Genomic DNA, 21,827 nt, shown 5'->3' with positions numbered 1-21,827 from the left:
GCCCCTGCTTCCCACTGAGAGGCAAAATACCACTCTATTTGTTATTGACTCAGGCGCAGCCAACACATGACAAGCATCCCCTTCGGCCGCTGGCCATCGCCCATTACTGCCGAATTGCTCACCGCCCAGGGTGTACGCATCAGCGAGCCGCAAGCCGTTGGCGATTGTATTTACTGGCTGGAATCACGCCCGCAAGAAAAAGGCCGCACGGCACTGGTGTGCAAATCTGACGGAGTAAGCACAGATTTACTGCCCACGCCGCACAGCGTTCGCTCCCGTGCACATGAATACGGTGGCGCGCCCTACCTCGCCACAACCGACGCAATTTTTTATGTATTGGATAGCGACCAGCGTATTTATCGCTACGACTTCGCCTGCAAAGAAACGCACGCGATTACGCCAGAAGGCGCATTTCGCTATGCCGATTTTTGTTACGACCCTGCACGCGCGCGTTTAATTGTTGTACGTGAGGATTGCACCCTGGACACACACCACCCCACGAGCGCTATTGTGGCATTGAAGTTAAACAACCGTGAGAGCCAGATTCTCGCACAAGGTGCCGATTTTTATTCCAACCCGCGTTTATCTTCCAACGGTAAACAACTCAGTTTTTTGCGTTGGGATCACCCGAATATGCCCTGGGATAATACTGAATGTGTACTCGCACAATTAAATCCGGATGGCGATATTGTTAGCAGCACCGTTATTGGTGGCAACGTAGAGGAATCAATTTTTCAACCGCAATGGTCGCCTGCAGGTGAATTATTTTTTGTGTCAGACCGCAGCAACTGGTGGAATATTTATCGCTGGCGCGATGGAAAAGCAGAAGCCGTATACGCACTCAATGCCGAATTTGCCACACCCCAGTGGGTGTTTGGCATGAGCACTTATGGATTTTTATCACACCAAGAAATTTTCTGCTGTTTTAGCCAAAACGGTTTTTGGCAACTGGGCGTCATTAACACAACAACTAACACATTGGCAAAAATATCAGCAAATTTTCGCGATATATCTAACATCCATTGCAGCAACGGTAAGTGTTATTTTATCGCCGCCAGTGACGCACAAAGCGCGCAGCTCTGGTGTTATGACAGTGGAGAAATTAAGGCGCTGACAAATACTACACAATCTATTGATACGCGATTTTTTTCTGTTCCCCAAGCAGTGGAGTTTCCCACCCGTGATGGCGAAATCGCCCATGGATTTTTTTATGCACCGAAAAATCCAGAAGTGATTCAATTAGCAGGCCAATTACCACCACTACTGGTTATGTGCCACGGTGGCCCAACCGGTGCCACAGAAAGTTCACTCAATTTAAAAATCCAATTCTGGACTAGCCGTGGTTTCGCTGTGCTGGATGTAAATTATCGCGGCAGCACCGGTTACGGCAGACAATACCGGGATCGATTGAAAAATAATTGGGGCATCACCGATGTGATTGATGTGTGCAGCGGTGTAGATTATTTAGCAGCGCAACAACTCATCGATAAAAACAAAGTCGCCATTCGCGGCTCTAGTGCCGGCGGTTACACGGTGCTCGCTGCGTTGACGTTTAGCGATGTGTTCAAAGCCGGAGCCAGTTTATATGGCATTGGCGATTTGGAAGCGCTTGCGCGCGACACCCATAAATTTGAAGCACATTATTTGGATTCGTTAGTGGGTGAATATCCTGCACAGAAAAATATTTATCAGGAACGATCGCCAATTCATCACATAGAACAACTCAATTGCCCGGTAATTTTTTTACAGGGGCTGCAAGACAAAGTCGTGCCGCCTGCGCAGGCAGAGGCTATGGTCACTGCCCTGCAGGAAAAAGGCATAATGACAAAATATGTAACCTTTGAAGAAGAAGGGCACGGCTTCCGGCAAGCGCACAATATCCAGCGCGCACTCAATGAAGAGCTGGAATTTTATTTAACTGTATTTAGCAAACACTAATGGTTGGAGATCACTGATGGGACGTTGGCGACCACCCAGCGAAAAAGGTTCGGCCTATATTACTGCTGCCGGTTTTAAACGCATGAAAGATGAAGTCACCCAACTGTGGAAAATCGAACGCCCGCAAGTGACACAAGTCGTGCACGAAGCAGCAAAAAATGGCGACCGCAGCGAGAACGGGGACTACATCTACGGCAAGCGCCGTCTGCGCGAAATTGATTCGCGCGTGCGGTTTTTATCCAAACGAATGGAAGCCGTAACTGTTGTTGATCGTTTACCCGAAGACCAAAGCAAGGTTTTTTTTGGCGCTTGGGTGACACTGGAAGATGACGACGGCAATGAAAAAACCTACCAGATTGTCGGCCCCGACGAGTTTGATGTTGCACGGCATAAATTAAGTATGGATGCGCCCTTAGCACGAGCAATGATGGGAAAACGTGTTGACGATGATATAGTGCTGAAAAAACCGGAGGGTGAGGAATTTTTTTATATCACCCGCATTGAATACAAACCTTATGATCAGGATTAATTAAAACAATTTATCTCAACAAAAAGGGCAGAAATTTCTGCCCTTTTATCTGCGCAAAAATTATTTAATCAACCGCAACGCATAGGGAACACGGAAAGGTTTACCGCTCGATGCAGCGATCACCCCCAAAATGCAGAACACCAAATGGCAGATACCCACTGCGAACATCACAAATACACCAATCACAATAATCGCCAAAATCATCCCGGCGACATAACCGATCAACGCGGTGATTGACCAGTTGAGCGCTTCTTTACTCTGGTCAAGGATATAGGCGTCGTCCTTTTTAACCAGATACATTACCAAGCCGGGAATAAACCCGAAAAAGATGGTGCCCAACCACAATAATAACGCGAGGTTTTTTGAATCCTGTGAAACGCTGAGCGATACATCGGTAGTTGATGTCTGTTGATTTGAGTCTTGGTTATTGTCCATCGCATTCCCCTTCAAAGATGTGATTTGTAAATTGAGCGGCAGTACCCGGTACGCCGGAAAGCGCTGCGCGCTCCATGCTCCCAATACCGCTTGCCGATTATGCAGCAGCCATCGCTCAAGAAATAGCCATCACTGAAAAATAGCCGCTATAGTTCCGGCCTGATTGCGTGCGCGAAAAATGCTATAGTGCGCCCCATTTTTTCGGCTGGCCGCTACCGGCCATAGACTCCAGCTTTGACAGGTTTTAATCCATGACTCAATCACCCCGCAAGATCCTGGTTACCAGCGCCCTGCCTTACGCCAATGGTTCGATTCACCTCGGCCATCTGGTGGAATATATCCAGACCGATATTTGGGTGCGCTTCCAAAAACTGCGCGGTGTGGATTGCACTTACGTGTGTGCGGACGATGCGCACGGTACGGCGATCATGCTCAAAGCTGAGCAGTTGGGTCATTCGGCGGAACAGCAAATCGCCAATGTGAAAGCCGAGCACGAGGCTGACTTTGCCGCATTTAATATCGGCTTTGATAATTACCACTCAACTCATTCGGATGAAAATCGCGAGTTGTCGAACATGATTTATGGCCGTCTGAAGGCCAACGGCCATATCGCCAGCAAGAGCATTACCCAAGCTTATGATCCGGAAAAGCAACTATTTCTCGCTGACCGCTACATCAAAGGCACTTGCCCGAAATGTAAAACCGAAGACCAATATGGCGATAACTGCGAAAAATGCGGTGCAACCTATTCACCAATGGATTTGATCAACCCCAAATCCGCCATTTCTGGCGCAACACCGGTTGCCAAAGATTCCGAGCACTTCTTTTTTACCCTGCCCGAATTCAGCGACTTTTTGAAAGGCTGGACCCGCGCCGGTCATTTACAGGATGAAGTGGCAAACAAAATGGCGGAGTGGCTCGACGCCGGGTTGCAGTCTTGGGATATATCCCGCGATGCGCCCTACTTCGGTTTTGAAATTCCCGGCGAGCCGGGCAAATATTTTTATGTCTGGCTGGATGCACCCATCGGCTATATCGCCAGCTTGAAAAACTTGCTCGATAAAAAAGGCGAAGATTGGTATGAGTACTGGAAGCCGGACTCCACCGCTGAGGTGTATCACTTTATTGGTAAGGACATCGTCAACTTCCACGCCCTCTTCTGGCCAGCAATGCTGTATTCAGCCAATTTGCGCACACCAACCAAAATCTGTGTGCACGGATTCCTGACCGTGAACGGCACCAAGATGAGCAAATCGCGCGGCACCTTTATTAATGCGCGCACTTACCTCGATCATTTGAATCCGGAATACCTGCGCTACTACTTCGCGGCCAAACTGACCAGCAATGTGGACGATATCGACCTCAATTTGGAAGACTTCATTCAGCGAGTGAATTCGGATTTGGTGGGCAAGGTAGTGAACATCGCCAGCCGTACTGCCAAATTTATCAATAACGCCGGTGGTGTGCTGACAAGCGAGATTGCCGATGCTGACTTGTGGCAAAAGTTTGTGGATGGCGGCGAGACTATCGCCAATTACTATGAAACTCGTGACTACAGCAAAGCCATGCGCGAAATCATGGCGCTGGCCGATGCCGCCAACGAATATATCGCCACGCAAGAGCCTTGGAAATTAGCCAAGCAACCGGGCGCAGAAGCGCAAACCCAAGCGGTTTGTACCCTCGGAATTAATATGTTCCGTGCGCTGCTGACGTACCTTAAACCGGTATTACCTGCGCTGACTGCCGATGCTGAAGCCTTTTTGGGTGAAACACTTAACTGGGATGCGCCAATCAGTTTCCGCGCGGGCGAGAAAATCAACGAGTTCAAGCCACTGCTCACCCGCGTTGAAAAAGATAAGGTGGATGCAATGATCGATGCCAGCAAAGAAGCGCTCGCCACTGCTGCTCCCGCAGCAAAAGCGGAATCAGCCGCAGAACCTATTGCGGCAGAAATCGACTTTACTGATTTTGCCAAGGTGGATTTACGTATAGCCCTGATCGCCAATGCTGAACACGTGGAAGGCTCCGACAAGCTGCTGCGTTTGACGCTGGATTTGGGCGGCGAAACCCGCAACGTATTCTCGGGGATTAAAAGTGCTTACGATCCGAAAGACCTGGTCGGCAAGCTCACCGTGGTAGTTGCCAATCTCAAGCCGCGCAAAATGAAGTTCGGTATGAGCGAAGGCATGGTGCTGGCTGCAGGCCCAGGCGATAAAGAGATTTATTTGTTGGAACCACATGCGGGAGCAAAACCCGGCCAACGCGTGATGTAAAAATCCTACGGACACAAACACCTCCCCTGTTGAGGGGAGGCGTCAATCAGGGGAATAGAATAAGGATATAGATAAAGCCAATAAGGCTTTATGTCATTTTTATTGAGAATGCTTTTCTACTTGCCGATAATACGCCGCCCTCTCAATCGGGTTTTCACTTACGCGGCCTTCCTTCATTGGACAATCATCATGAGTTTCAGCGAGTTAGCGATCATTTTGCTCAGTACGGTGCTGGTGAATAACTTCGTATTGGCCCAGTTCCTCGGCCTTTGCCCATTTATGGGCGTATCCAACAAGCTTGAGAGCGCTATTGGAATGGCAGGCGCAACAACGTTTGTGATGACCCTCGCCTCCATCTGTACCTATCTGGTCGATACCTGGGTGCTGGCGCCGCTGGAACTGCAATATTTACGCACTATCGCCTTTATTCTGGTGATTGCGGCGGTGGTTCAGTTCGTAAAAATGTTTATGGAAAAAACCAGCCCGCTCCTCTATCGCGTACTTGGCGTGTTCTTGCCACTGATTACCGTGAACTGCGCTGTGCTCGGTGTTGCCCTGCTCAATACGCAAAAGGCACACAGCTTTTTTGAATCCACTATGTATGGTTTTGGCGGCGCCCTCGGTTTTGCGATGGTGTTGGTATTGTTCTCTGCGATGCGCGAGCGTTTGGCCGTCGCCGATGTCCCTGTGCCATTCAAAGGCGCGGCGATTGGCATGATCACCGCCGGTTTAATGGCGCTGGCGTTTATGGGCTTTGGTGGGCTGGTCAGCCTGCAATAACGGACAACCTTTGGCACTTACACCAATAACTCTGGTACTGGCATGATCGAATTTATTCTCCAGAATCCCATCCTTAGCGCCCTGCTTGCGCTCGGTGGCCTGTCGGCGGCATTTGGCGCGGTGCTGGGTTTTGCGGCGGTGAAATTCAAAGTCGAAGGCGATCCTATCGTCGATCAAATCGATGCGCTCCTTCCGCAAACCCAATGTGGCCAATGTGGCCACCCCGGCTGCCGCCCCTATGCGCAAGCCATCGCTGCGGGTGAAGAGATCAACAAATGCCCGCCCGGTGGCCAGGCGACTATTAATGCCTTGGCAGATTTACTCGATGTAGAAGCGCCTAGTCTGGACGCCGAACACGGTGAACATCTGGATGTAAAACGCGTCGCTTATATCCGAGAAGACGAGTGCATCGGGTGCACCAAGTGCATTCAGGCCTGTCCGATGGATGCGATTCTCGGCGCCGCCAAACATATGCACACGGTGATCGCCGATGAATGTACCGGCTGCGACCTCTGTGTCGAACCCTGCCCGGTGGATTGTATCGATATGATCCCTGTGGAAACTGACCTCAAAACCTGGAAGTGGGATTTGCCTGCGACCAACCAAACTCCTGTATTCCATGTAGTCGCCCACGAAGTGAATTTGATCGCCTCCGACCTCGGACGCGGCCAGGCCTTTGGCGATCAGCGCGACGGCGACAAAGCCGCGTAAATGACGAGACAGCTGCCGAAATGACAAGCCTGATCAAAGTATGGGAACTGCCCGGCGGCGTGCATCCGCCCGAGCACAAACACCAATCCCTGCAATTGCCGCTGGGCACAGTGCCGCTGCCGCCGGTATTGGTGATTCCGCTCAACCAGCATATGGGCACACCTGCGCAACCAGTGGTGCAAGTAGGCGAACGCGTGCTGGCCGGGCAACTGATCGGCGCCGCGGATGGCACCTTTAGCGCCAACACACATGCTTCAACCTCGGGCACCGTAATTGCCATTGAAGAGCGAGCGATTCCGCATCCATCGGGCATGAACAGTGAATCGGTAGTGATAGAACCGGACGGCAAAAACGAGTGGATCGAACTGACCGCATGCGGGGATTACCGCAGCCTTGATCGTTTAGCGCTGCTCGATAAAATCCGCGCCGCTGGTGTGGCTGGCCTCGGTGGCGCGGGTTTTCCGACCGCGGTGAAACTCGCACCCAAATCGACCCAAGTGATCGATACATTGATCCTCAACGGCGCCGAATGTGAGCCCTACATCACCGCTGACGACATGTTGATGCAAGTGCGCGCCGCCGAATTGGTCGCGGGCACGTTGCTACTGAGCCATATCTTGCATCACCCTAAAAACCTGCTGATCGGTATAGAAGACAACAAACCCAACGCCATAGCCGCCGTAAAAGCCGCTGTGGCGGGTGCCGCCGTCAATGATCCGGAAGCGGCGAATATTCAGGTCGTGGTATTCCCTACCAAATATCCCTCCGGTGGTGCCAAGCAATTAATCCAGATCCTCACCGGACGCGAGATTCCCAGCGGTCATCACTCAGCCGATATAGGCGTTATCTGCGTCAACGTGGGTACTGCCGTCGCTGCTTGGCGCGCGGTGCGTTTCGGTGAGCCGTTGGTGTCACGCGTTGCCACTGTTGTGGGTGAATCGCTCACCACCCAGCGCAATATTGATGTGCTGTTCGGCACCCCTATCAGCTATGTACTTGCCCAGCACGGCTTTAACGCCACCAACGCCTCGCGCGTAGTGATGGGCGGGCCGATGATGGGCTTTACCTTACTGGATTTGGATGCTCCGGTCATCAAGACCACCAACTGCATTCTCGCCCCCAGCAAGCAGGAATTACCCGAGCCACTACCCGCGCAAGCTTGTATCCGCTGCGGTATGTGCGCCGAAGTCTGCCCCGCCAGCCTGCTACCGCAACAGTTGTTCTGGTATGCGCAGGCGGAAGATTTTGACCGGCTCGAATCCCACAACCTGTTCGATTGTATCGAGTGCGGCGCCTGCTCTTATGTGTGCCCGAGTACGATTCCGCTGGTGCAGTACTATCGCGCCGCCAAAGGCAGTATCCGCCTGCATGAAATCGAAAAAGAAAAGTCTGACCGTTCGCGCCAGCGCTTTGAATTCCGCCAGCAGCGCATCGCCAAAGAAGAAGCCGAGAAAGAAGCAAAACGCGTAGCGCGCCAAAAAGCAGCAGAAGAAGCCAAGAAGAAACTGGCTGAAAAAGCGGCTGCACCCGCTCCATCAAGCAATGTCATTAGCGCTGCGGCAGCCGTCTCCAGCGCAGTACAGGTCGCGCCCGATGAGCAAAAAGCCAAGCTTGAACGGCTGGTGGCTGCCGCTAAAAACACCTTGGAGTTCCAGCAAAAACCGCTAGTGCCCAATAAAACCAATCCAGTCATTAGCGACGAGCAGCTGGTCAAACAGCAAGTGCGTATTAAGCAGGCTGAATTAAAGCTTGCCGAAGCCGAGAAAAAGCTCGCCGACTTCTCGGCACAAACAAGTAGCACCGAATCAGCGGCAACTTCAGCTCCGCTTACCGTTGCAGCCGCCGCAGTAGCACCAGCAGTCGATATGAACGACCCGGTTGCCGCCGCTATCGCGCGCGCGCAAGCCAAGTTGACTATGTCACCGGAAGACAAAGCCCGCGCGAATCTGGAGTCCTTGCGTGCGCGCTTGGCCAAAGCGGAAGAGAAAGTCGCCGCTGCTAAAACGGAAGGCAGCGCCAATTTGGATGCGTTACAGCAAGGCGCTGAAAAACTGCAGCAAAAAATTACCGAGGCACTCGCCGAGCTGACGGCATTGGGCATTAAAGATGAGCCTATCGCAGTGCCTGAACCTGTGGCACCAGTTGCACCGGTCGCAGAACCTGTGTCCGCAGAACCTGTGTCCGCAGAACAAAGCGCCGCCCAAGCGGCGATTGAAAAAGCCAAAGCCAAGGCGGCAGCGATGGCAAGCATGAGCGATGAAGAAAAACGCGCGGAGCAGATCCAATCCCTGCAGACCCGTCTGACCAAAGCACGCGAGCGCTTAGCCAAAGCCGAAGCAGAAAACGACGCAAATATAGAAGCCTTCCGCGCAGGTGTGACGAAGCTGGAAGAAAAACTGAATGAGCTGGCATAGTGCAGCTCTGCTGCACAGTGGTTTAACGAGATAACAGCATGGCGTTATTAAATATCACCTCGCCCCATACCCACGGGGCCAATCGCACCGGGCGCATCATGCGACTGGTGGTTTACGCCACTATTCCCGGCATAGTCGCACTCACCCACTTTTTCGGGATTGGCGTGCTGATCAATGTGCTGTTGGCAAGTTTAAGTTGCATCGCATTTGAAGCGCTGGTGATGAAACTGCGCGCGCGCCCGGTTATGTTCTATTTGCGCGACTGCAGCGCACTGGTAACGGGGGTTTTGATTGGTGTTTCCCTACCGCCCTATTGTCCTTGGTGGCTTGTAATCAGCGCGAGTTTTGTCGCCATAGTATTAGCCAAGCAACTCTACGGTGGCATGGGTTTTAACCCCTTTAATCCGGCGATGGTCGCCTATGTATTGCTGTTGATTTCCTTTCCCGTGCAGATGACCCAGTGGGCGACTCCACTGCCGATGTTGGCCGATGGCCAAACCGCACCCAGCCTTGTTGCTGCATTGGATAAAGTCTTTTTCTCTACACCAATCGACGCTTACAGCTCTGCCACTGTCCTCGATGTGATGAAGCAAAACTCCGGTCTGACACTGGATGACCTCTACCAACAGCAACCCGTATTTGCCGAAGGCCACTGGGCGGGCGCTGGCTGGGAGTGGGTGAATATCGCGTTTTTGCTGGGCGGAATTTATCTGCTCTACAAAAAAGTCTTTACCTGGCATGCGCCGATTTCGATGCTGATTGCACTAGTCGTAATGGCTACACTCTTTTACGACAGCGGCAGCTCCAACTCCGGCGGCTCACCGATTTATCACCTGCTCTCGGGCGCGACTATGCTCGGTGCATTTTTTATCGTGACTGATCCAGTCAGCTCAGCAGTAAGTACACGCGGCCGTATCGTTTACGGCGCCTTGATCGGTGTATTGATTTATGTGATCCGTGCTTGGGGCACCAGCTATCCGGACGGCGTAGGTTTCGCAGTCTTGTTGATGAACTTTGCTGCGCCCTTTATCGATTACTACACCACGCCGCGCACCTACGGCCACAAAAAACCGCGGCGCGCGACTGACGCCAGCAAACAAGATGGAGGTCACTGATGCTCTGCCAATCCATTAGCAAGAACAGTTTTATCCTCGCAGCTTTTGCGGTGTTTACAGCTGGCGCGTTGGCGCTGACCAATCTCGGCACCCAAGAACGTATCGCCGCCGCTGAACGCGCTGCACAACAGCGCGCCCTGTTTGAAATAATTCCACTGCAAGATCACGATAACGATTTGCTCAACGACACCATCCCCGTACCCGATAGCGCATGGGAACCTTTAGGTACCGGGGCAGACAGCAAAATTTATCGCGCCCGCCGCGGCAATGAAATCACTGCGCTGATTATTCCCGCCACCGCACACGATGGTTATTCAGGCGATATCAGCATGATTGTCGGCGTGAAGCGCGATGGCAGCATCGCCGGTGTACGCGTGTTGCTGCACAAGGAAACACCCGGTCTGGGGGATAAAATCGAACTCAAAAAACACCAGTGGATTTTAAGTTTCAATGGCAAAAACCTGAACGTGCCGGTGATTGAAGAATGGAAAGTGAAGAAAGATGGCGGTGTTTTTGATCAATTCGCCGGTGCCACTATCACACCACGCGCAGTGGTCGGCCAGGTAAAACGTGTATTGGAATTTGTCGCAGCCAATAAGCAAAATTTGTTTATCGATACCCAGCCACTTGCCCAAACGGTAACTAAAGGTGAAGTCCATGAGTGATGTCAATTACAAAGAGATTACCCAAAAAGGCCTGTGGAGCAACAACGCGGCGCTCGTTCAAGTGCTCGGCCTCTGTCCGCTGCTGGCAGTGAGTTCGACTGTCGTTAACGCACTGGGGTTGGGGTTGGCAACGCTGCTCGTACTCACCACCACTAACTCTGCTGTTTCACTGATCCGCTCTTATGTGAGCGATGCAGTGCGCCTGCCCGCGTTTGTGATGATCATCGCCTCGGCCGTAACCTGTATTGAATTGCTGATGAAAGCCTTCACCTACGAGCTGTATCAAATTCTCGGTTTATTTATCCCACTGATCGTGACCAACTGCGCCGTACTCGGCCGCGCTGATGCCTTTGCCAGTAAAAACAAATTAATTCCTTCTGCCGTTGACGGTTTTATGATGGGAATGGGTTTCTTGCTGGTACTGGTCTGTGTCGGTGCGGTGCGCGAATTGCTCGGTACCGGCCATTTATTTGCCGACATGCAACTCTTGTTTGGCGAATCAGCCCGCAGTTGGCAACTCAATGTGTTTGGTGAAAGTTTTCCCAATGTGATTTTCGCGCTGCTACCGCCCGGTGCATTTATTGTGGTGGGTTTTTTAATCGCCGGAAAAAATGTGATCGATGCAAAATTAAAAGCGCGTGCCGATGCCGTTAAAGAGCAGGCAGCCAAAGGCAGTAAACGCGTGCGTACTACCGGCAGTGTCGCTTGATAAATATTGCCCGATAAAGGAAAAGAAGAATGTTTGAGATTGATAAAGCTGAATTAATCACGTTTTACTCCAAATTTATTGCGCCCTGGAGTATTAAAATCCTGATTGCACTGCTGATTTTTTTCATCGGGCAATTGGTTGCCAAATTCATCGCACGCATACTCGGCAAAGTACTTGGCCGCACCAAGCTGGATAGAATTCTGGTGGAATTTATCCAGTCGCTGGTGAATGCCCTACTGTTGGTGTTTGTGATTGTCGCCGCACTCGATCAATTGGGCGTGAACACTAATTCCGTTATTGCCGTGTTAGGTGCAGCCGGATTGGCCATCGGATTGGCACTACAAGGCTCACTGCAAAACTTTGCTGCCGGTTTCATGTTGTTAATCTTCCGCCCATTCAAAGGTGGCGATTTTGTCGAGGCAGCGGGCACCGCCGGTGTTATCGAAAAAATTGGTATTTTTTCAACGACTCTGCACACCGGCGATAACAAAGAAGTGATTATTCCCAACAGTGCCATCTACAGCAGCAATATCGTTAACTACTCAAAGCGTCCTACCCGTCGCATCGATATGGTTTTCAGCATTGGCTATGAAGACGACCTGCGCGCTGCGCGCGATATTATCGCCGCTATTATCAAAGATGAGCCGCGCATATTACCGGAGCCGGACACCCTGATTGCCGTGGGCGAGCTGGCTACCAACAGCGTGAATTTTTTTGTGCGCCCCTGGGTAAAAACGGAAGACTATTGGGACGTAAAATTCGCCCTCACCGAAAAAATCAAACTCGCCTTCGATGCCAATGGCATCACTATCCCTTTCCCGCCCATCCATATCCACAGTAGCAAAGCCCCTGCTTAGCTATCCAAATCAGTACCCAAGGTTGAGGCGACCTATCATCATGAGTGTCGTCTGGCTTTGGGGCGGATTGAAGGGTGAATTAGAACTCTTTGTTTAATGCGCCAAATTAGCCTTGACGCATCCCCCCCCTGCTCTTAACCTAAGCGCCCTTTTTTTCCTGAGCCTTGGTTGCTGTTATGACCTACTGCGTTGCGATCAAAGTTGATGCCGGCCTGATCTTTTGCTCAGACTCGCGCACCAATGCGGGTGTTGATCAGGTCAGCACCTATAGCAAGATGTATCACTTCGGCATTGAGGGCGATCGCCAGATCGTGATCAACTCGGCCGGTAATCTTGCTACCACCCAATCCGTGATCGCGAAAATTCGCAAGGACATCAAAGACGGCGCCGATATTAGCCTCGCCACACTCGATAGCATCCATGATGCCGCCGACTACGTGGGCGAAATCAGCATTGCCATTCAGGAAAAGCACGCCCAGCACAACAGTAATGTCAGTTTCGAAGCGAGTTTCCTGTTGGGCGGGCAAATTAACGGCGATTCACCAGCGGTTATGTTGATTTACCCGCAGGGCAATCACATCACCACCTCCAAACAAACACCTTATTTACAGATTGGCGAGAGCAAATACGGCAAGCCGATCCTCGATCGTATCCTAAAACCCGAAACCGGCCTGGATACCGCAGCGCTTTGCGCCTTGGTCTCCATGGATTCCACTATGAAGTCCAACCTTACCGTTGGCCCACCCATTGAGCTGATGACCTACGCCACTAACAGCGGCTACATGAAGCACTCTGTGTTTGAGGCGGATAACCAGTACCTGCGCGAGCTGACCAAATCCTGGGATTGCCTGATCGTAGAAGCTTTTTTGCAGTTACCGCCACCGCCGCAAAACTAATTGCTCATCACTGAATACCCTGAAAGCGCCAGTATCCAACCGATACTGGCGCTTTTTTGTTTCTGTCAGACCCATTTTTTACCTTAGGGCACTTATGGTGCAGTTATTGCCTTACTAATAGCAGCAAAAATAGTAGGCAAGTTAAGCGGCCATCACCGCGACCTAAATAGCGTAACAACCGACGGGGATGATAATAACTTGCCCTTTTCCCAGCCTGGTGCACACTTGAGTGCACCAGCATGATCCATAAACCGCACTTTGAAGGAAGGAATTAATTTATGGCTATCCGCGTTGCCATTCATCACAAGACAAAATATGAATTTGATCGCCTGACTTCACTCTTTCCCCATGTACTACGTTTACGCCCAGCGCCCCATAGCCGCACCAAAATTCACAGCTACTCCCTCAAAATCGAACCCGCTGATCATTTTATTAATTGGCAGCAAGATCCTTTTGGCAACTTTCAAGCGCGTCTGGTATTTCCCGAGCAGACCAAAACCCTGTCGATTGAAGTCGAAGTCGTCGCCGATATGACCTCCATCAATCCCTTCGATTTTTTTGTGGAGGACTACGCGCAACACATCCCATTTGATTACGACGAGCAATTGCAGCGCGAATTAATTCCCTATCTCGAAATCAGCGAAAACGGACCGCAATTGATGGAGATAGTAAATAAGATCAAAGCCGATATCCGCCACCGCCAGCTGAGTGAAAAACCCTGGGCGGTGAACGACTTTATGGTGAGTATCAACCAGCTGGTTCAGCAAGCGATTGGTTATGGGGTGCGCCTTGAGCCCGGTATCCAAACCTGTGAAGAAACCCTGACACTCGCTAAAGGCTCCTGTCGCGACAGTGCCTGGTTACTCGTACAAATTTTCCGCCGTTTAGGTTACGCCGCGCGTTTCGCTTCAGGTTATTTAGTGCAGCTCACTGCCGATATCAAAGCGCTCGATGGCCCCAGCGGCCCGGAAAAAGATTTCACTGACTTGCATGCATGGACTGAAATTTATATTCCCGGCGCTGGCTGGATTGGTCTCGACCCAACTTCCGGTCTGCTCGCGACCGAAGGCCACATCCCACTCGCCTGCACTCCCGATCCGATTTCTGCTGCACCTATCACCGGTGCTACCAGTAAATGTGAAGTGGAGTTTTCGTACAGCAACGAAGTGTTCCGCATCCTTGAAGACCCGCGTGTAACCAAACCCTACACCGAAGACCAATGGCAAACTATCAACGCACTTGGTGCTGCCGTTGATAAAGAATTAATTGAACAGGATGTGCGCTTGACCACCGGCGGTGAACCCACGTTTGTGTCAATTGACGATATGGAATCCGAGCAGTGGAATACGGGTGCACTGGGCGCCGATAAATTGCGTCTCGCAAAAGATTTGTTGCTCCGGATGCGCGAAACGTTCGCACCGAATGGTTTACTGCACTATGGCCAAGGCAAATGGTACCCTGGTGAAGAAGTACCGCGTTGGGCGCTCGGCTGTTTCTGGCGCACAGATGGCCAAGCCCTCTGGAATAATCCGCATTTACTGGCGCGCGCTGATAAAAGTTATGGCCTCACCCATATCGATGCAAAAAAATTCGCGCAACTCTTGTGTGAAAAAATCCACGTCAATAGCGATCATTTAATTCCTGCATATGAAGATGTGCTCTACTACCTCTGGGCGGAGCAAACACTACCGCCAGATATCAATCCACTCGAAGCCGATTTAAAAGATGACCTGGAGCGTCGTCGTATCGCAAAATTATTATCGCGCGGATTAAATACTGAAAGTGGCTATGTATTACCGATTGAATGGAACTATAGCCAGAACCAAAACTATACCAATCAAAGCTGGCTGACCGGTCGCTGGAAATTACGCACCGGCGAACTCATGTTAGTACCGGGTGATTCTCCTCTCGGTTTACGTTTACCATTAAATTCACTCGAATTCCCCAAACATGAATACGAGCGTTACCAACCGGAAAGTGATCCACTCGGCCCGCGTGAACCACTTGCAACCAAAGGCCAGCAGGCAACGGCGCTAACGGCAGAAAAAAGCGGTGCGGTCAAAAATACCATCGCACAAAAAATTGCCGAACAAAAAGCTGCACTGGGCGGCGCACCAAAGCCGAATTATATTGAAGCGGGATATGTGATTCGCACCGCCATGTGTTTTGAAGCACGCGATGGTCGTTTGCATTTATTTTTGCCGCCGCTGACTTATCTTGAACATTACGTCGCGTTAATCGAAGCGATTGAAGATACCGCCGCGACCTTGAATATGCCAGTAGTATTGGAAGGTTATGAACCACCAAAAGATTATCGCTTGAAGAAATTTTTAATTACGCCCGACCCAGGTGTAATTGAAGTGAATATTCATCCGGTAGAAACCTGGGCGGATTTAGTCAACAACACTGAAGCACTCTACGAAGACGCGCGTCAGTGCCGCTTGGGCACCGAAAAATTTATGCTTGATGGGCGCCACTCAGGCACCGGTGGCGGCAACCATGTCACCTTCGGCGGCTCAACACCTGCGAACAGTCCATTTTTACGGCGCCCTGATTTATTGCGCAGCCTTGTCACTTATTGGCAACATCACCCCGGCTTGTCGTATTTATTTTCCGGTTTATTTATCGGGCCAACCAGCCAATCGCCACGCGCCGATGAAGGCCGCGCCGAAATGTTGTACGAATTGGAAATCGCGTTTCAACAAATGCCGGAAGGCATAGTCGATCAACCCTGGCTGGTAGATCGCTTGATGCGCAATTTACTAATCGACATCACCGGTAATACCCATCGCGCCGAATTTTGTATAGACAAATTATATGCGCCCGGCACCGCCAGCGGACGCCAAGGAATTTTGGAATTCCGCGGTTTTGAGATGCCTCCCCATGCGCGTATGTCGCTAGTGCAAATTTTATTATTGCGCTGCTTGATCAGTCGCTTCTGGAAAGAACCCTACAAAAAACCGTTGGTACGTTGGGGTACGCTGCTGCACGACAAATTTATGTTGCCGCATTATGTGTGGGAAGATTTGCGCGATGTAGTAAACGATTTAAATGAACACGGCTATCCCTTCCAACTTGAATGGCTGGCAGCATTTGAAGAATTCCGCTTCCCGCATTATGGTCGCGTGCAGTTGGATGATATTGAAATCGAATTGCGCTGGGCGATAGAACCCTGGCATGTGCTGGGTGAAGAAGTCAGCAGCTTTGGTACATCGCGCTATGTGGATTCATCGCTCGAACGTTTGCAAGTCAAAGTCAGCGGCTTAACACCAGGGCGTTATATACTCGCGTGTAATGGTCGCCGCGTGTGTTTGAATGCAACGGGGAAACACGGTGAATTTGTTGGCGGCGTGCGTTATCGCGCCTGGCAGCCACCATCAGCTTTGCATCCAACCATCGGCATTCACTCACCGCTGGTGTTTGATTTGATTGATACCTGGAACGGCAAAAGCATTGGCGGTTGCACCTACCACGTCAGCCATCCCGGTGGCCGCAGTTATGATCGCTTCCCGGTCAATGCCAATGAAGCGGAATCGCGCCGTGGCAACCGCTTCTTTGATATCAACCATACACCCGGAGCCTTGCCGATTACACCGGCAGGAAAAATCTTGCGTGAGTTTTTTGAACACAAACATCCGCCCAGACCTATGGCACCACCGCCAGAAGAACCGGCCGATGAATATCCGCACACATTGGATTTGCGCAAGTAATTAATGCTTGACACACCTTACTCCCAAGCCCTGCTTGGGAGTGTATAGGTTGAGCACAACAAAATCGGGTTACAATGGGCGTCATACGTATAACAATGACAAATTATTTTTATGAATCCTTATTCCACGCTTATGGAAAATCCGGTCGATCCAGCCAACATTAAGGACTTTATCTATCCCGCGCCGCAACTTGGTGTGGACGAAGCCTATGACAGCGAAGGCAGGATTCGCCCCCATTGGCGGTATTTGCTCCACAGCTTGCAAAGCCTGGGGCATGATGCGATTGAAGAGCGCCAGAAAAAAACCCGCCGCATTTTGCGCGACGATGGCGCCACCTACAAAATTTACGACGAGCCGGATGCAAACCAAAGCTGGCAACTCAACCCCATTCCGCTGCTGATCAATAGCGATGAATGGAACCAGATAGAAACTTCGCTGGTTGAACGCGCCGAGTTATTTAATTTGTTGTTGCAAGATATTTACGGCGAACGCAAGCTGGTACGCCAAGGCATAATCCCGCCCGATTTATTATTTTCCCATCATGGTTTTTTGCGCCCTTGCCAAAATATAAAATTGCAAGGCAGCCATCAACTCATTTTGCACGGCGCCGATCTGGTACGCGCGCCCGATGGCAGCATGCAGGTAATGGCCGACCGCACCCAGGCACCGTCAGGTGCGGGCTATGCATTGGAAAATCGCACGGTGATGAACCGCGTGTTCCCCAGTTTATTCCGCGATAGCCATGTGCATCGCCTGTCATTATTTTTTTCGCGCCTGCGTCAGCGTTTGCATGAATTAAATCCCAACGGCGGCATTGCACGCATTGTGGTGCTCACTCCCGGTATTTATAACGAAGCCTATTTTGAACACGCCTATCTCGCCAATTATTTGGGTTTCCAATTAGTGCAAGGTAGTGACTTGAGTGTGCGCAACGGCTATGTGTGGATGAAGGCACTCGACGGTCTAAAACGCGTCGATGTAATCTTGCGCCGCGTGGACGATATTTATTGCGACCCGGTAGAATTAAAAGGCGATTCGCGTTTGGGTGTACCGGGTCTATTGGAAGTCGCGCGGCTCGGCCATGTTGCCATCGCCAATCCGCTCGGTTCGAGCGTATTGGAAAATCCGGCGCTGCTGCGTTATTTGCCGGAAATTTCGCAGGCGCTTTTAGGGCGCGACTTGCAAATGCCTTCCGTGAAAACCTGGTGGTGTGGCAATAGCGATGATTTGGAATACGTGTGCAAAAATTTAAAACACTTATTAATTAAACCCACTTATCGTCGCCCCGGTTTGTATGAAGTCTACGGCGCAGATTTGGACGATAAAAAATTACAAGCCTGGCAAAACCGCATCCGCAAAAACCCGCTGCAATTTGTCGCGCAGGAATATGTTGTGGGTGCACAAACACCAACCTGGCATCAAGGGCTTATCCAGCCCCGCGCCTCGGTCTTGCGCACCTTTGCGGTTGCGAGCGAAAGCTCCTATTCGGTGATGCCCGGCGGCCTTACCCGTGTGAATCTCGATGTTGATAAAAAAATTATTTCCAACCAACGCGGCTCTGTTTCCAAAGACACTTGGGTATTGGCGTCGGAACCGGAAAAACAAATCAGCCTGCGCCCGCTCGATACACAACCCGCAGCCGAAAGCAGCAACGCATTACCCAGCCGGGTGGTGGAAAATTTATTTTGGATGGGGCGCTACGCAGAACGCGCCGAATCGGCAATGCGTTTATTACGCACGGTATTTATCCAATTAAATAAAACCGAAAAGTTACCCGACGCAGTGTGCCGCACACTATTAAGTGCCATCACCCATGTCACCGCGACCTACCCCGGCTTTACCAGTTTGCACACAGCACTGCTGAAAAATCCGGAACCGGAAATGATTTCTATTATTTTGGATCAACAGCGGCTCGGCAGCGTTGCCAATAATTTAATGGCAATGGTTCACTCAGCAGAGCAAGTCAAAGAACAATTATCCAGTGATACGCAACGCGTCATTAACGATATTGGCGATGAGCTTGAGCAATTAAAAATTGCACTGGAACCCGATGCACTCTCCGCACCGGAAGAAGCATTGGCGCCACTCATTACCACTCTGCTCGCCTTTGCCGGATTAATCCATGAAAGCATGACGCGCGGCAGTGGCTGGCACTTTATGGAGATGGGGCGCCGTTTGGAGCGCGCGCTGCAAATCGTCAACACTCTGCGCTCACTGCTGGTCACCAGTTTTGATGAAGTCGAACAGGAAACATTAATTGAATCCAGCCTGCTCTGCGGTGAAGCGTTAATTCCTTATCGCCGCCGCTATCAAAACGGCATTCGCATCGACCAGGGATTGGAAATGATTATGCTCAACAGTAAAAATCCGCGCTCGTTGATTTATCAGCTGACACAATTGGAACATCACTTTGCCGATCTACCCGATAACCGCGATGAATTCAGTACTGAACATAAATTACTGCTGGAAGCGACTACCGCGTTAAAGTTAAGCGATATTAAAACGCTCGCCAAAACCGCTAATGGTATTCGCGGCGAATTGGATCAATTGCTTTCGCGCCTGCAATATTTAATCGGCACCGCCGCCAAAGCCATTGGCCAGCGCTATTTTGATCACGCTGAGGGGCCGCAATTATTGGTCAAAAATAGTGAATGGCAGGATCACTTATGAGACAGGTGTTTGTATGAAATACAGGATTATACACAGCACTCGCTACCGCTATGCGCTATCCGTAAGCAATTGCTATAACCTTGCTTATGTACTGCCGCGCTACACGGAAAAACAGCGTATCGATTCAATCGAGGTAAAAGTCTCGCCGCTTGCCACAACACGCAATATGCGCACGGATTATTTTGGCAATCAATTCCTGCAGTTTTCAATAGAAAAAGACCACACCGAATTGGATGTCAGCATCACCAGCGAAATTACCATTAAAGATACCGCAATCAATATCAACCTGGATTTCGGTAATCCCTGCACCTACGTGAAATATTTACTGAAGCACAGTAAAGATTGGGAAACCCTGTGCGCACGCGAATTTATGCTGGACTCCCCGATGGTACAGCAGCATCCTGATCTGGCGGAATACGCAGCCGCATCCTTCCCGGATGACCGCCCATTTTTATCGGCAGTGATGGAGTTAACCCAGCGGATTTTTACCGATTTTATTTATGACCCGGAATTTTCCGATGTCGCTACCCCACTCGCCGATGTGCTCAAATACAAACGCGGTGTATGCCAGGACTTTGCCCATTTTGCGATTGGCTGTTTGCGTTCCTTAGGCTATCCCGCGCGCTACGTCAGCGGCTATCTGGAAACACTGCCGGCACCGGGGCAAGAGAAATTAATCGGCGCCGACGCTACACACGCCTGGTTTGCTGTTTATTCCCCCGGCGAAGGCTGGTATGAATTTGACCCCACCAACAATAAAATTACCGGCGAACAACACATCACCACCGCATGGGGGCGCGACTACTCCGATGTAGCACCACTCAAAGGTGTAATCTTCGGCGGCGGGCATTCACCACAATTATTTGTATCGGTTGATGTGCGAAGAATAGAAGACGACTTTATTCCCACACAAAGTCAGAGCCAGAGCCAAAACTAACATCTACCCGTATACCCTTTCATAAAGGAAAACATTATGAAGCAGATGATTGCTTGCATTTTATTTTCGCTGTTTACACATGCCACGCTTGCACAAAATGATGCACCCTTTGTACTGCAACTCAAATATTCCCCGCTAGGCATTATCGACGCCGATGAGGATGAATTTGATCGCGGCGACCGCAGTTATGAAAAATACGATATGGAATTTGAAAGAACCCTGGGCGCTAAAATTATATTTTCTCCCATTCCCATTTACCTCGGCGTGCAACAAAGTATTACCAATCTCGACAATTCCATGCCCGATGCCAAAGTAGAGACACTTGCCGTTGGCTTTGGCGGTTTGACTTACGACGAATTTGCCTATGACTCAGGAATTTATTTAATGGGGAGCGTAGGTGCAGGGGCAGGCCGATTTAAATTCAAACAACCGGAACTCGATGATTGGGAAGCACTTGTTGAAGGGAATGCTGAAATCGGTTTACGCATACACGAGCATATGTTGTTAGGTGTGGGCGTGGATTATCAACACTTTGGTGAGCCGGGCGAAAGCAAAGCCAACTTCTGGAATTTATATGTCGGAACAGGGTTAACCTTTTAACATGACAAAACACATTTCTATCCCGCTCAAAGACAGCTACAAATTATTTAACCATGGCCCCGTCAGCATCGTCACGAGCGCGTACGGAAACCAGCGCAATATTATGGCCGCGTCATGGACAATGCCGGTAGATTTTTCACCGGCTAAAGTTGCAGTGGTGATCGACAAAAATACCTACACACGAGAATTGGTTGATGCCAGTGGTGAATTTGCGTTGCAATTTCCCATGCGAAAAATTGCAAAACTGACGTTAGATGTTGGCGATATATCTGGCCGCGATACAGATAAATTTGCACGCTACGCGATAAAGACCTTTCCCGCCGCACAGATTAGCGCACCCTTGATTGAAGACTGCATCGGCTGGCTGGAATGCAAAGTGATCAAGCAAGGCGCTGAGTCAATGGATGTCATCGTCGGCGAAGTTGTTGCCGCTTACGCAGACGCCGAACAATTTATTGATGGCCGCTGGCATTTTTCCGCCGATCCGCAAAAACGCAGTATCCATTATATGGCGGGTGGGGAGTTTTATATGACGGGCGAGGCGTTTAGAACAGAGAGTAGTTACTCTGAATAGAATACTCAAACGCA

Annotated in this window: 17 protein-coding genes; 16 read left to right on the top strand and 1 reads right to left on the bottom strand. The window is 50.6% G+C overall.

The window, feature by feature from the left end; genetic code table 11:
• Nucleotides 1-66 precede the first annotated feature (66 nt).
• A complete protein-coding gene (locus B4E62_RS18840) occupies nucleotides 67-1,938 on the top strand; it encodes a S9 family peptidase (protein WP_331353153.1) in 1,872 nt (623 codons plus the stop codon).
• A 16-nt stretch (nucleotides 1,939-1,954) separates the two neighbouring features.
• The gene (gene greB / locus B4E62_RS18835) at nucleotides 1,955-2,467 is read left to right on the top strand and encodes a transcription elongation factor GreB (protein ID WP_331353152.1); all 513 of its coding nucleotides are present in this window, start codon (nucleotides 1,955-1,957) and stop codon (nucleotides 2,465-2,467) included.
• A gap of 60 nt (nucleotides 2,468-2,527) precedes the next feature.
• Here greB and B4E62_RS18830 read toward each other — a convergent pair whose 3' ends face one another.
• The gene (locus B4E62_RS18830) at nucleotides 2,528-2,902 is read right to left on the bottom strand and encodes a DUF4870 domain-containing protein (RefSeq protein WP_310075806.1); all 375 of its coding nucleotides are present in this window, start codon (nucleotides 2,900-2,902) and stop codon (nucleotides 2,528-2,530) included.
• Between the two features lie 251 nt (nucleotides 2,903-3,153).
• On the opposite strand from B4E62_RS18830, the gene metG reads away from it, so the two are divergent.
• The 14 genes from metG to B4E62_RS18760 all read left to right on the top strand — a co-directional run bounded on the left by metG (nucleotide 3,154) and on the right by B4E62_RS18760 (nucleotide 21,813).
• The gene (gene metG, locus B4E62_RS18825) at nucleotides 3,154-5,175 is read left to right on the top strand and encodes a methionine--tRNA ligase (protein ID WP_331353151.1); all 2,022 of its coding nucleotides are present in this window, start codon (nucleotides 3,154-3,156) and stop codon (nucleotides 5,173-5,175) included.
• Nucleotides 5,176-5,364: 189 nt separating this feature from the next.
• A complete protein-coding gene (rsxA, locus tag B4E62_RS18820; protein WP_007644160.1) occupies nucleotides 5,365-5,955 on the top strand; it encodes an electron transport complex subunit RsxA in 591 nt (196 codons plus the stop codon).
• A gap of 42 nt (nucleotides 5,956-5,997) precedes the next feature.
• The gene (gene rsxB, locus B4E62_RS18815) at nucleotides 5,998-6,666 is read left to right on the top strand and encodes an electron transport complex subunit RsxB (RefSeq protein ID WP_331353150.1); all 669 of its coding nucleotides are present in this window, start codon (nucleotides 5,998-6,000) and stop codon (nucleotides 6,664-6,666) included.
• Nucleotides 6,667-6,686: 20 nt separating this feature from the next.
• The gene (rsxC, locus tag B4E62_RS18810) at nucleotides 6,687-9,080 is read left to right on the top strand and encodes an electron transport complex subunit RsxC (RefSeq protein WP_331353149.1); all 2,394 of its coding nucleotides are present in this window, start codon (nucleotides 6,687-6,689) and stop codon (nucleotides 9,078-9,080) included.
• A gap of 38 nt (nucleotides 9,081-9,118) precedes the next feature.
• The gene (gene rsxD, locus B4E62_RS18805) at nucleotides 9,119-10,195 is read left to right on the top strand and encodes an electron transport complex subunit RsxD (RefSeq protein ID WP_331353148.1); all 1,077 of its coding nucleotides are present in this window, start codon (nucleotides 9,119-9,121) and stop codon (nucleotides 10,193-10,195) included.
• Nucleotides 10,195-10,860 carry an electron transport complex subunit RsxG gene (gene rsxG, locus B4E62_RS18800; RefSeq protein WP_331353147.1) on the top strand — a complete coding sequence of 222 codons (666 nt, stop codon included), beginning with the start codon at nucleotides 10,195-10,197 and terminating at the stop codon, nucleotides 10,858-10,860. The genes rsxD and rsxG overlap by 1 nt, the downstream gene beginning before the upstream one ends.
• Complete coding sequence (locus B4E62_RS18795) at nucleotides 10,853-11,569, top strand: electron transport complex subunit E (RefSeq protein WP_331353146.1); 717 nt, start codon at nucleotides 10,853-10,855, stop codon at nucleotides 11,567-11,569. The genes rsxG and B4E62_RS18795 overlap by 8 nt, the downstream gene beginning before the upstream one ends.
• A gap of 29 nt (nucleotides 11,570-11,598) precedes the next feature.
• On the top strand, nucleotides 11,599-12,426 hold the full coding sequence (locus B4E62_RS18790) for a mechanosensitive ion channel family protein (RefSeq protein WP_331353145.1): 828 nt from the start codon (nucleotides 11,599-11,601) through the stop codon (nucleotides 12,424-12,426).
• A 176-nt stretch (nucleotides 12,427-12,602) separates the two neighbouring features.
• Nucleotides 12,603-13,322, top strand: coding sequence for a peptidase (locus B4E62_RS18785; protein WP_331353144.1), 720 nt, complete (start codon nucleotides 12,603-12,605; stop codon nucleotides 13,320-13,322).
• Between the two features lie 278 nt (nucleotides 13,323-13,600).
• The gene (locus B4E62_RS18780) at nucleotides 13,601-17,032 is read left to right on the top strand and encodes a transglutaminase family protein (RefSeq protein WP_331353143.1); all 3,432 of its coding nucleotides are present in this window, start codon (nucleotides 13,601-13,603) and stop codon (nucleotides 17,030-17,032) included.
• Nucleotides 17,033-17,143: 111 nt separating this feature from the next.
• On the top strand, nucleotides 17,144-19,702 hold the full coding sequence (locus tag B4E62_RS18775; RefSeq protein WP_331353142.1) for a circularly permuted type 2 ATP-grasp protein: 2,559 nt from the start codon (nucleotides 17,144-17,146) through the stop codon (nucleotides 19,700-19,702).
• A 13-nt stretch (nucleotides 19,703-19,715) separates the two neighbouring features.
• A complete protein-coding gene (locus tag B4E62_RS18770) occupies nucleotides 19,716-20,639 on the top strand; it encodes a transglutaminase family protein (RefSeq protein WP_310075836.1) in 924 nt (307 codons plus the stop codon).
• A gap of 36 nt (nucleotides 20,640-20,675) precedes the next feature.
• Nucleotides 20,676-21,239: a hypothetical protein gene (locus tag B4E62_RS18765; protein WP_331353141.1), complete on the top strand. Its 564-nt coding sequence runs from the start codon at nucleotides 20,676-20,678 to the stop codon at nucleotides 21,237-21,239.
• 1 nt (nucleotide 21,240) lies between these two features.
• Nucleotides 21,241-21,813, top strand: a complete 573-nt coding sequence (locus B4E62_RS18760) for a flavin reductase family protein (protein WP_331353140.1) — start codon at nucleotides 21,241-21,243, stop codon at nucleotides 21,811-21,813.
• The last annotated feature ends 14 nt before the right edge of the window (nucleotides 21,814-21,827 follow it).

It is taken from the genome of Cellvibrio sp. UBA7671 (assembly GCA_002483145.1).
Lineage (GTDB): Bacteria > Pseudomonadota > Gammaproteobacteria > Pseudomonadales > Cellvibrionaceae > Cellvibrio > Cellvibrio fibrivorans.
Note: the sequence above shows the minus strand (reverse complement) of the source record. Positions and strands in the feature narration are given on the sequence as shown.

What these genes read in the sequence shown, in the direction of transcription:
- greB (WP_331353152.1), top strand. Translation starts at nt 1,955, where the DNA reads ATGGGACGTTGGCGACCACCCAGCGAAAAAGGTTCGGCCTATATTACT.
- B4E62_RS18765 (WP_331353141.1), top strand. Translation starts at nt 20,676, where the DNA reads ATGAAGCAGATGATTGCTTGCATTTTATTTTCGCTGTTTACACATGCC.
- B4E62_RS18780 (WP_331353143.1), top strand. Translation starts at nt 13,601, where the DNA reads ATGGCTATCCGCGTTGCCATTCATCACAAGACAAAATATGAATTTGAT.
- rsxC (WP_331353149.1), top strand. Translation starts at nt 6,687, where the DNA reads ATGACAAGCCTGATCAAAGTATGGGAACTGCCCGGCGGCGTGCATCCG.
- B4E62_RS18790 (WP_331353145.1), top strand. Translation starts at nt 11,599, where the DNA reads ATGTTTGAGATTGATAAAGCTGAATTAATCACGTTTTACTCCAAATTT.
- B4E62_RS18830 (WP_310075806.1), bottom strand. Translation starts at nt 2,902, where the DNA reads ATGGACAATAACCAAGACTCAAATCAACAGACATCAACTACCGATGTA.
- metG (WP_331353151.1), top strand. Translation starts at nt 3,154, where the DNA reads ATGACTCAATCACCCCGCAAGATCCTGGTTACCAGCGCCCTGCCTTAC.
- B4E62_RS18770 (WP_310075836.1), top strand. Translation starts at nt 19,716, where the DNA reads ATGAAATACAGGATTATACACAGCACTCGCTACCGCTATGCGCTATCC.
- B4E62_RS18775 (WP_331353142.1), top strand. Translation starts at nt 17,144, where the DNA reads ATGAATCCTTATTCCACGCTTATGGAAAATCCGGTCGATCCAGCCAAC.
- B4E62_RS18760 (WP_331353140.1), top strand. Translation starts at nt 21,241, where the DNA reads ATGACAAAACACATTTCTATCCCGCTCAAAGACAGCTACAAATTATTT.
- rsxG (WP_331353147.1), top strand. Translation starts at nt 10,195, where the DNA reads ATGCTCTGCCAATCCATTAGCAAGAACAGTTTTATCCTCGCAGCTTTT.
- rsxB (WP_331353150.1), top strand. Translation starts at nt 5,998, where the DNA reads ATGATCGAATTTATTCTCCAGAATCCCATCCTTAGCGCCCTGCTTGCG.
- B4E62_RS18785 (WP_331353144.1), top strand. Translation starts at nt 12,603, where the DNA reads ATGACCTACTGCGTTGCGATCAAAGTTGATGCCGGCCTGATCTTTTGC.
- rsxA (WP_007644160.1), top strand. Translation starts at nt 5,365, where the DNA reads ATGAGTTTCAGCGAGTTAGCGATCATTTTGCTCAGTACGGTGCTGGTG.
- rsxD (WP_331353148.1), top strand. Translation starts at nt 9,119, where the DNA reads ATGGCGTTATTAAATATCACCTCGCCCCATACCCACGGGGCCAATCGC.
- B4E62_RS18840 (WP_331353153.1), top strand. Translation starts at nt 67, where the DNA reads ATGACAAGCATCCCCTTCGGCCGCTGGCCATCGCCCATTACTGCCGAA.
- B4E62_RS18795 (WP_331353146.1), top strand. Translation starts at nt 10,853, where the DNA reads ATGAGTGATGTCAATTACAAAGAGATTACCCAAAAAGGCCTGTGGAGC.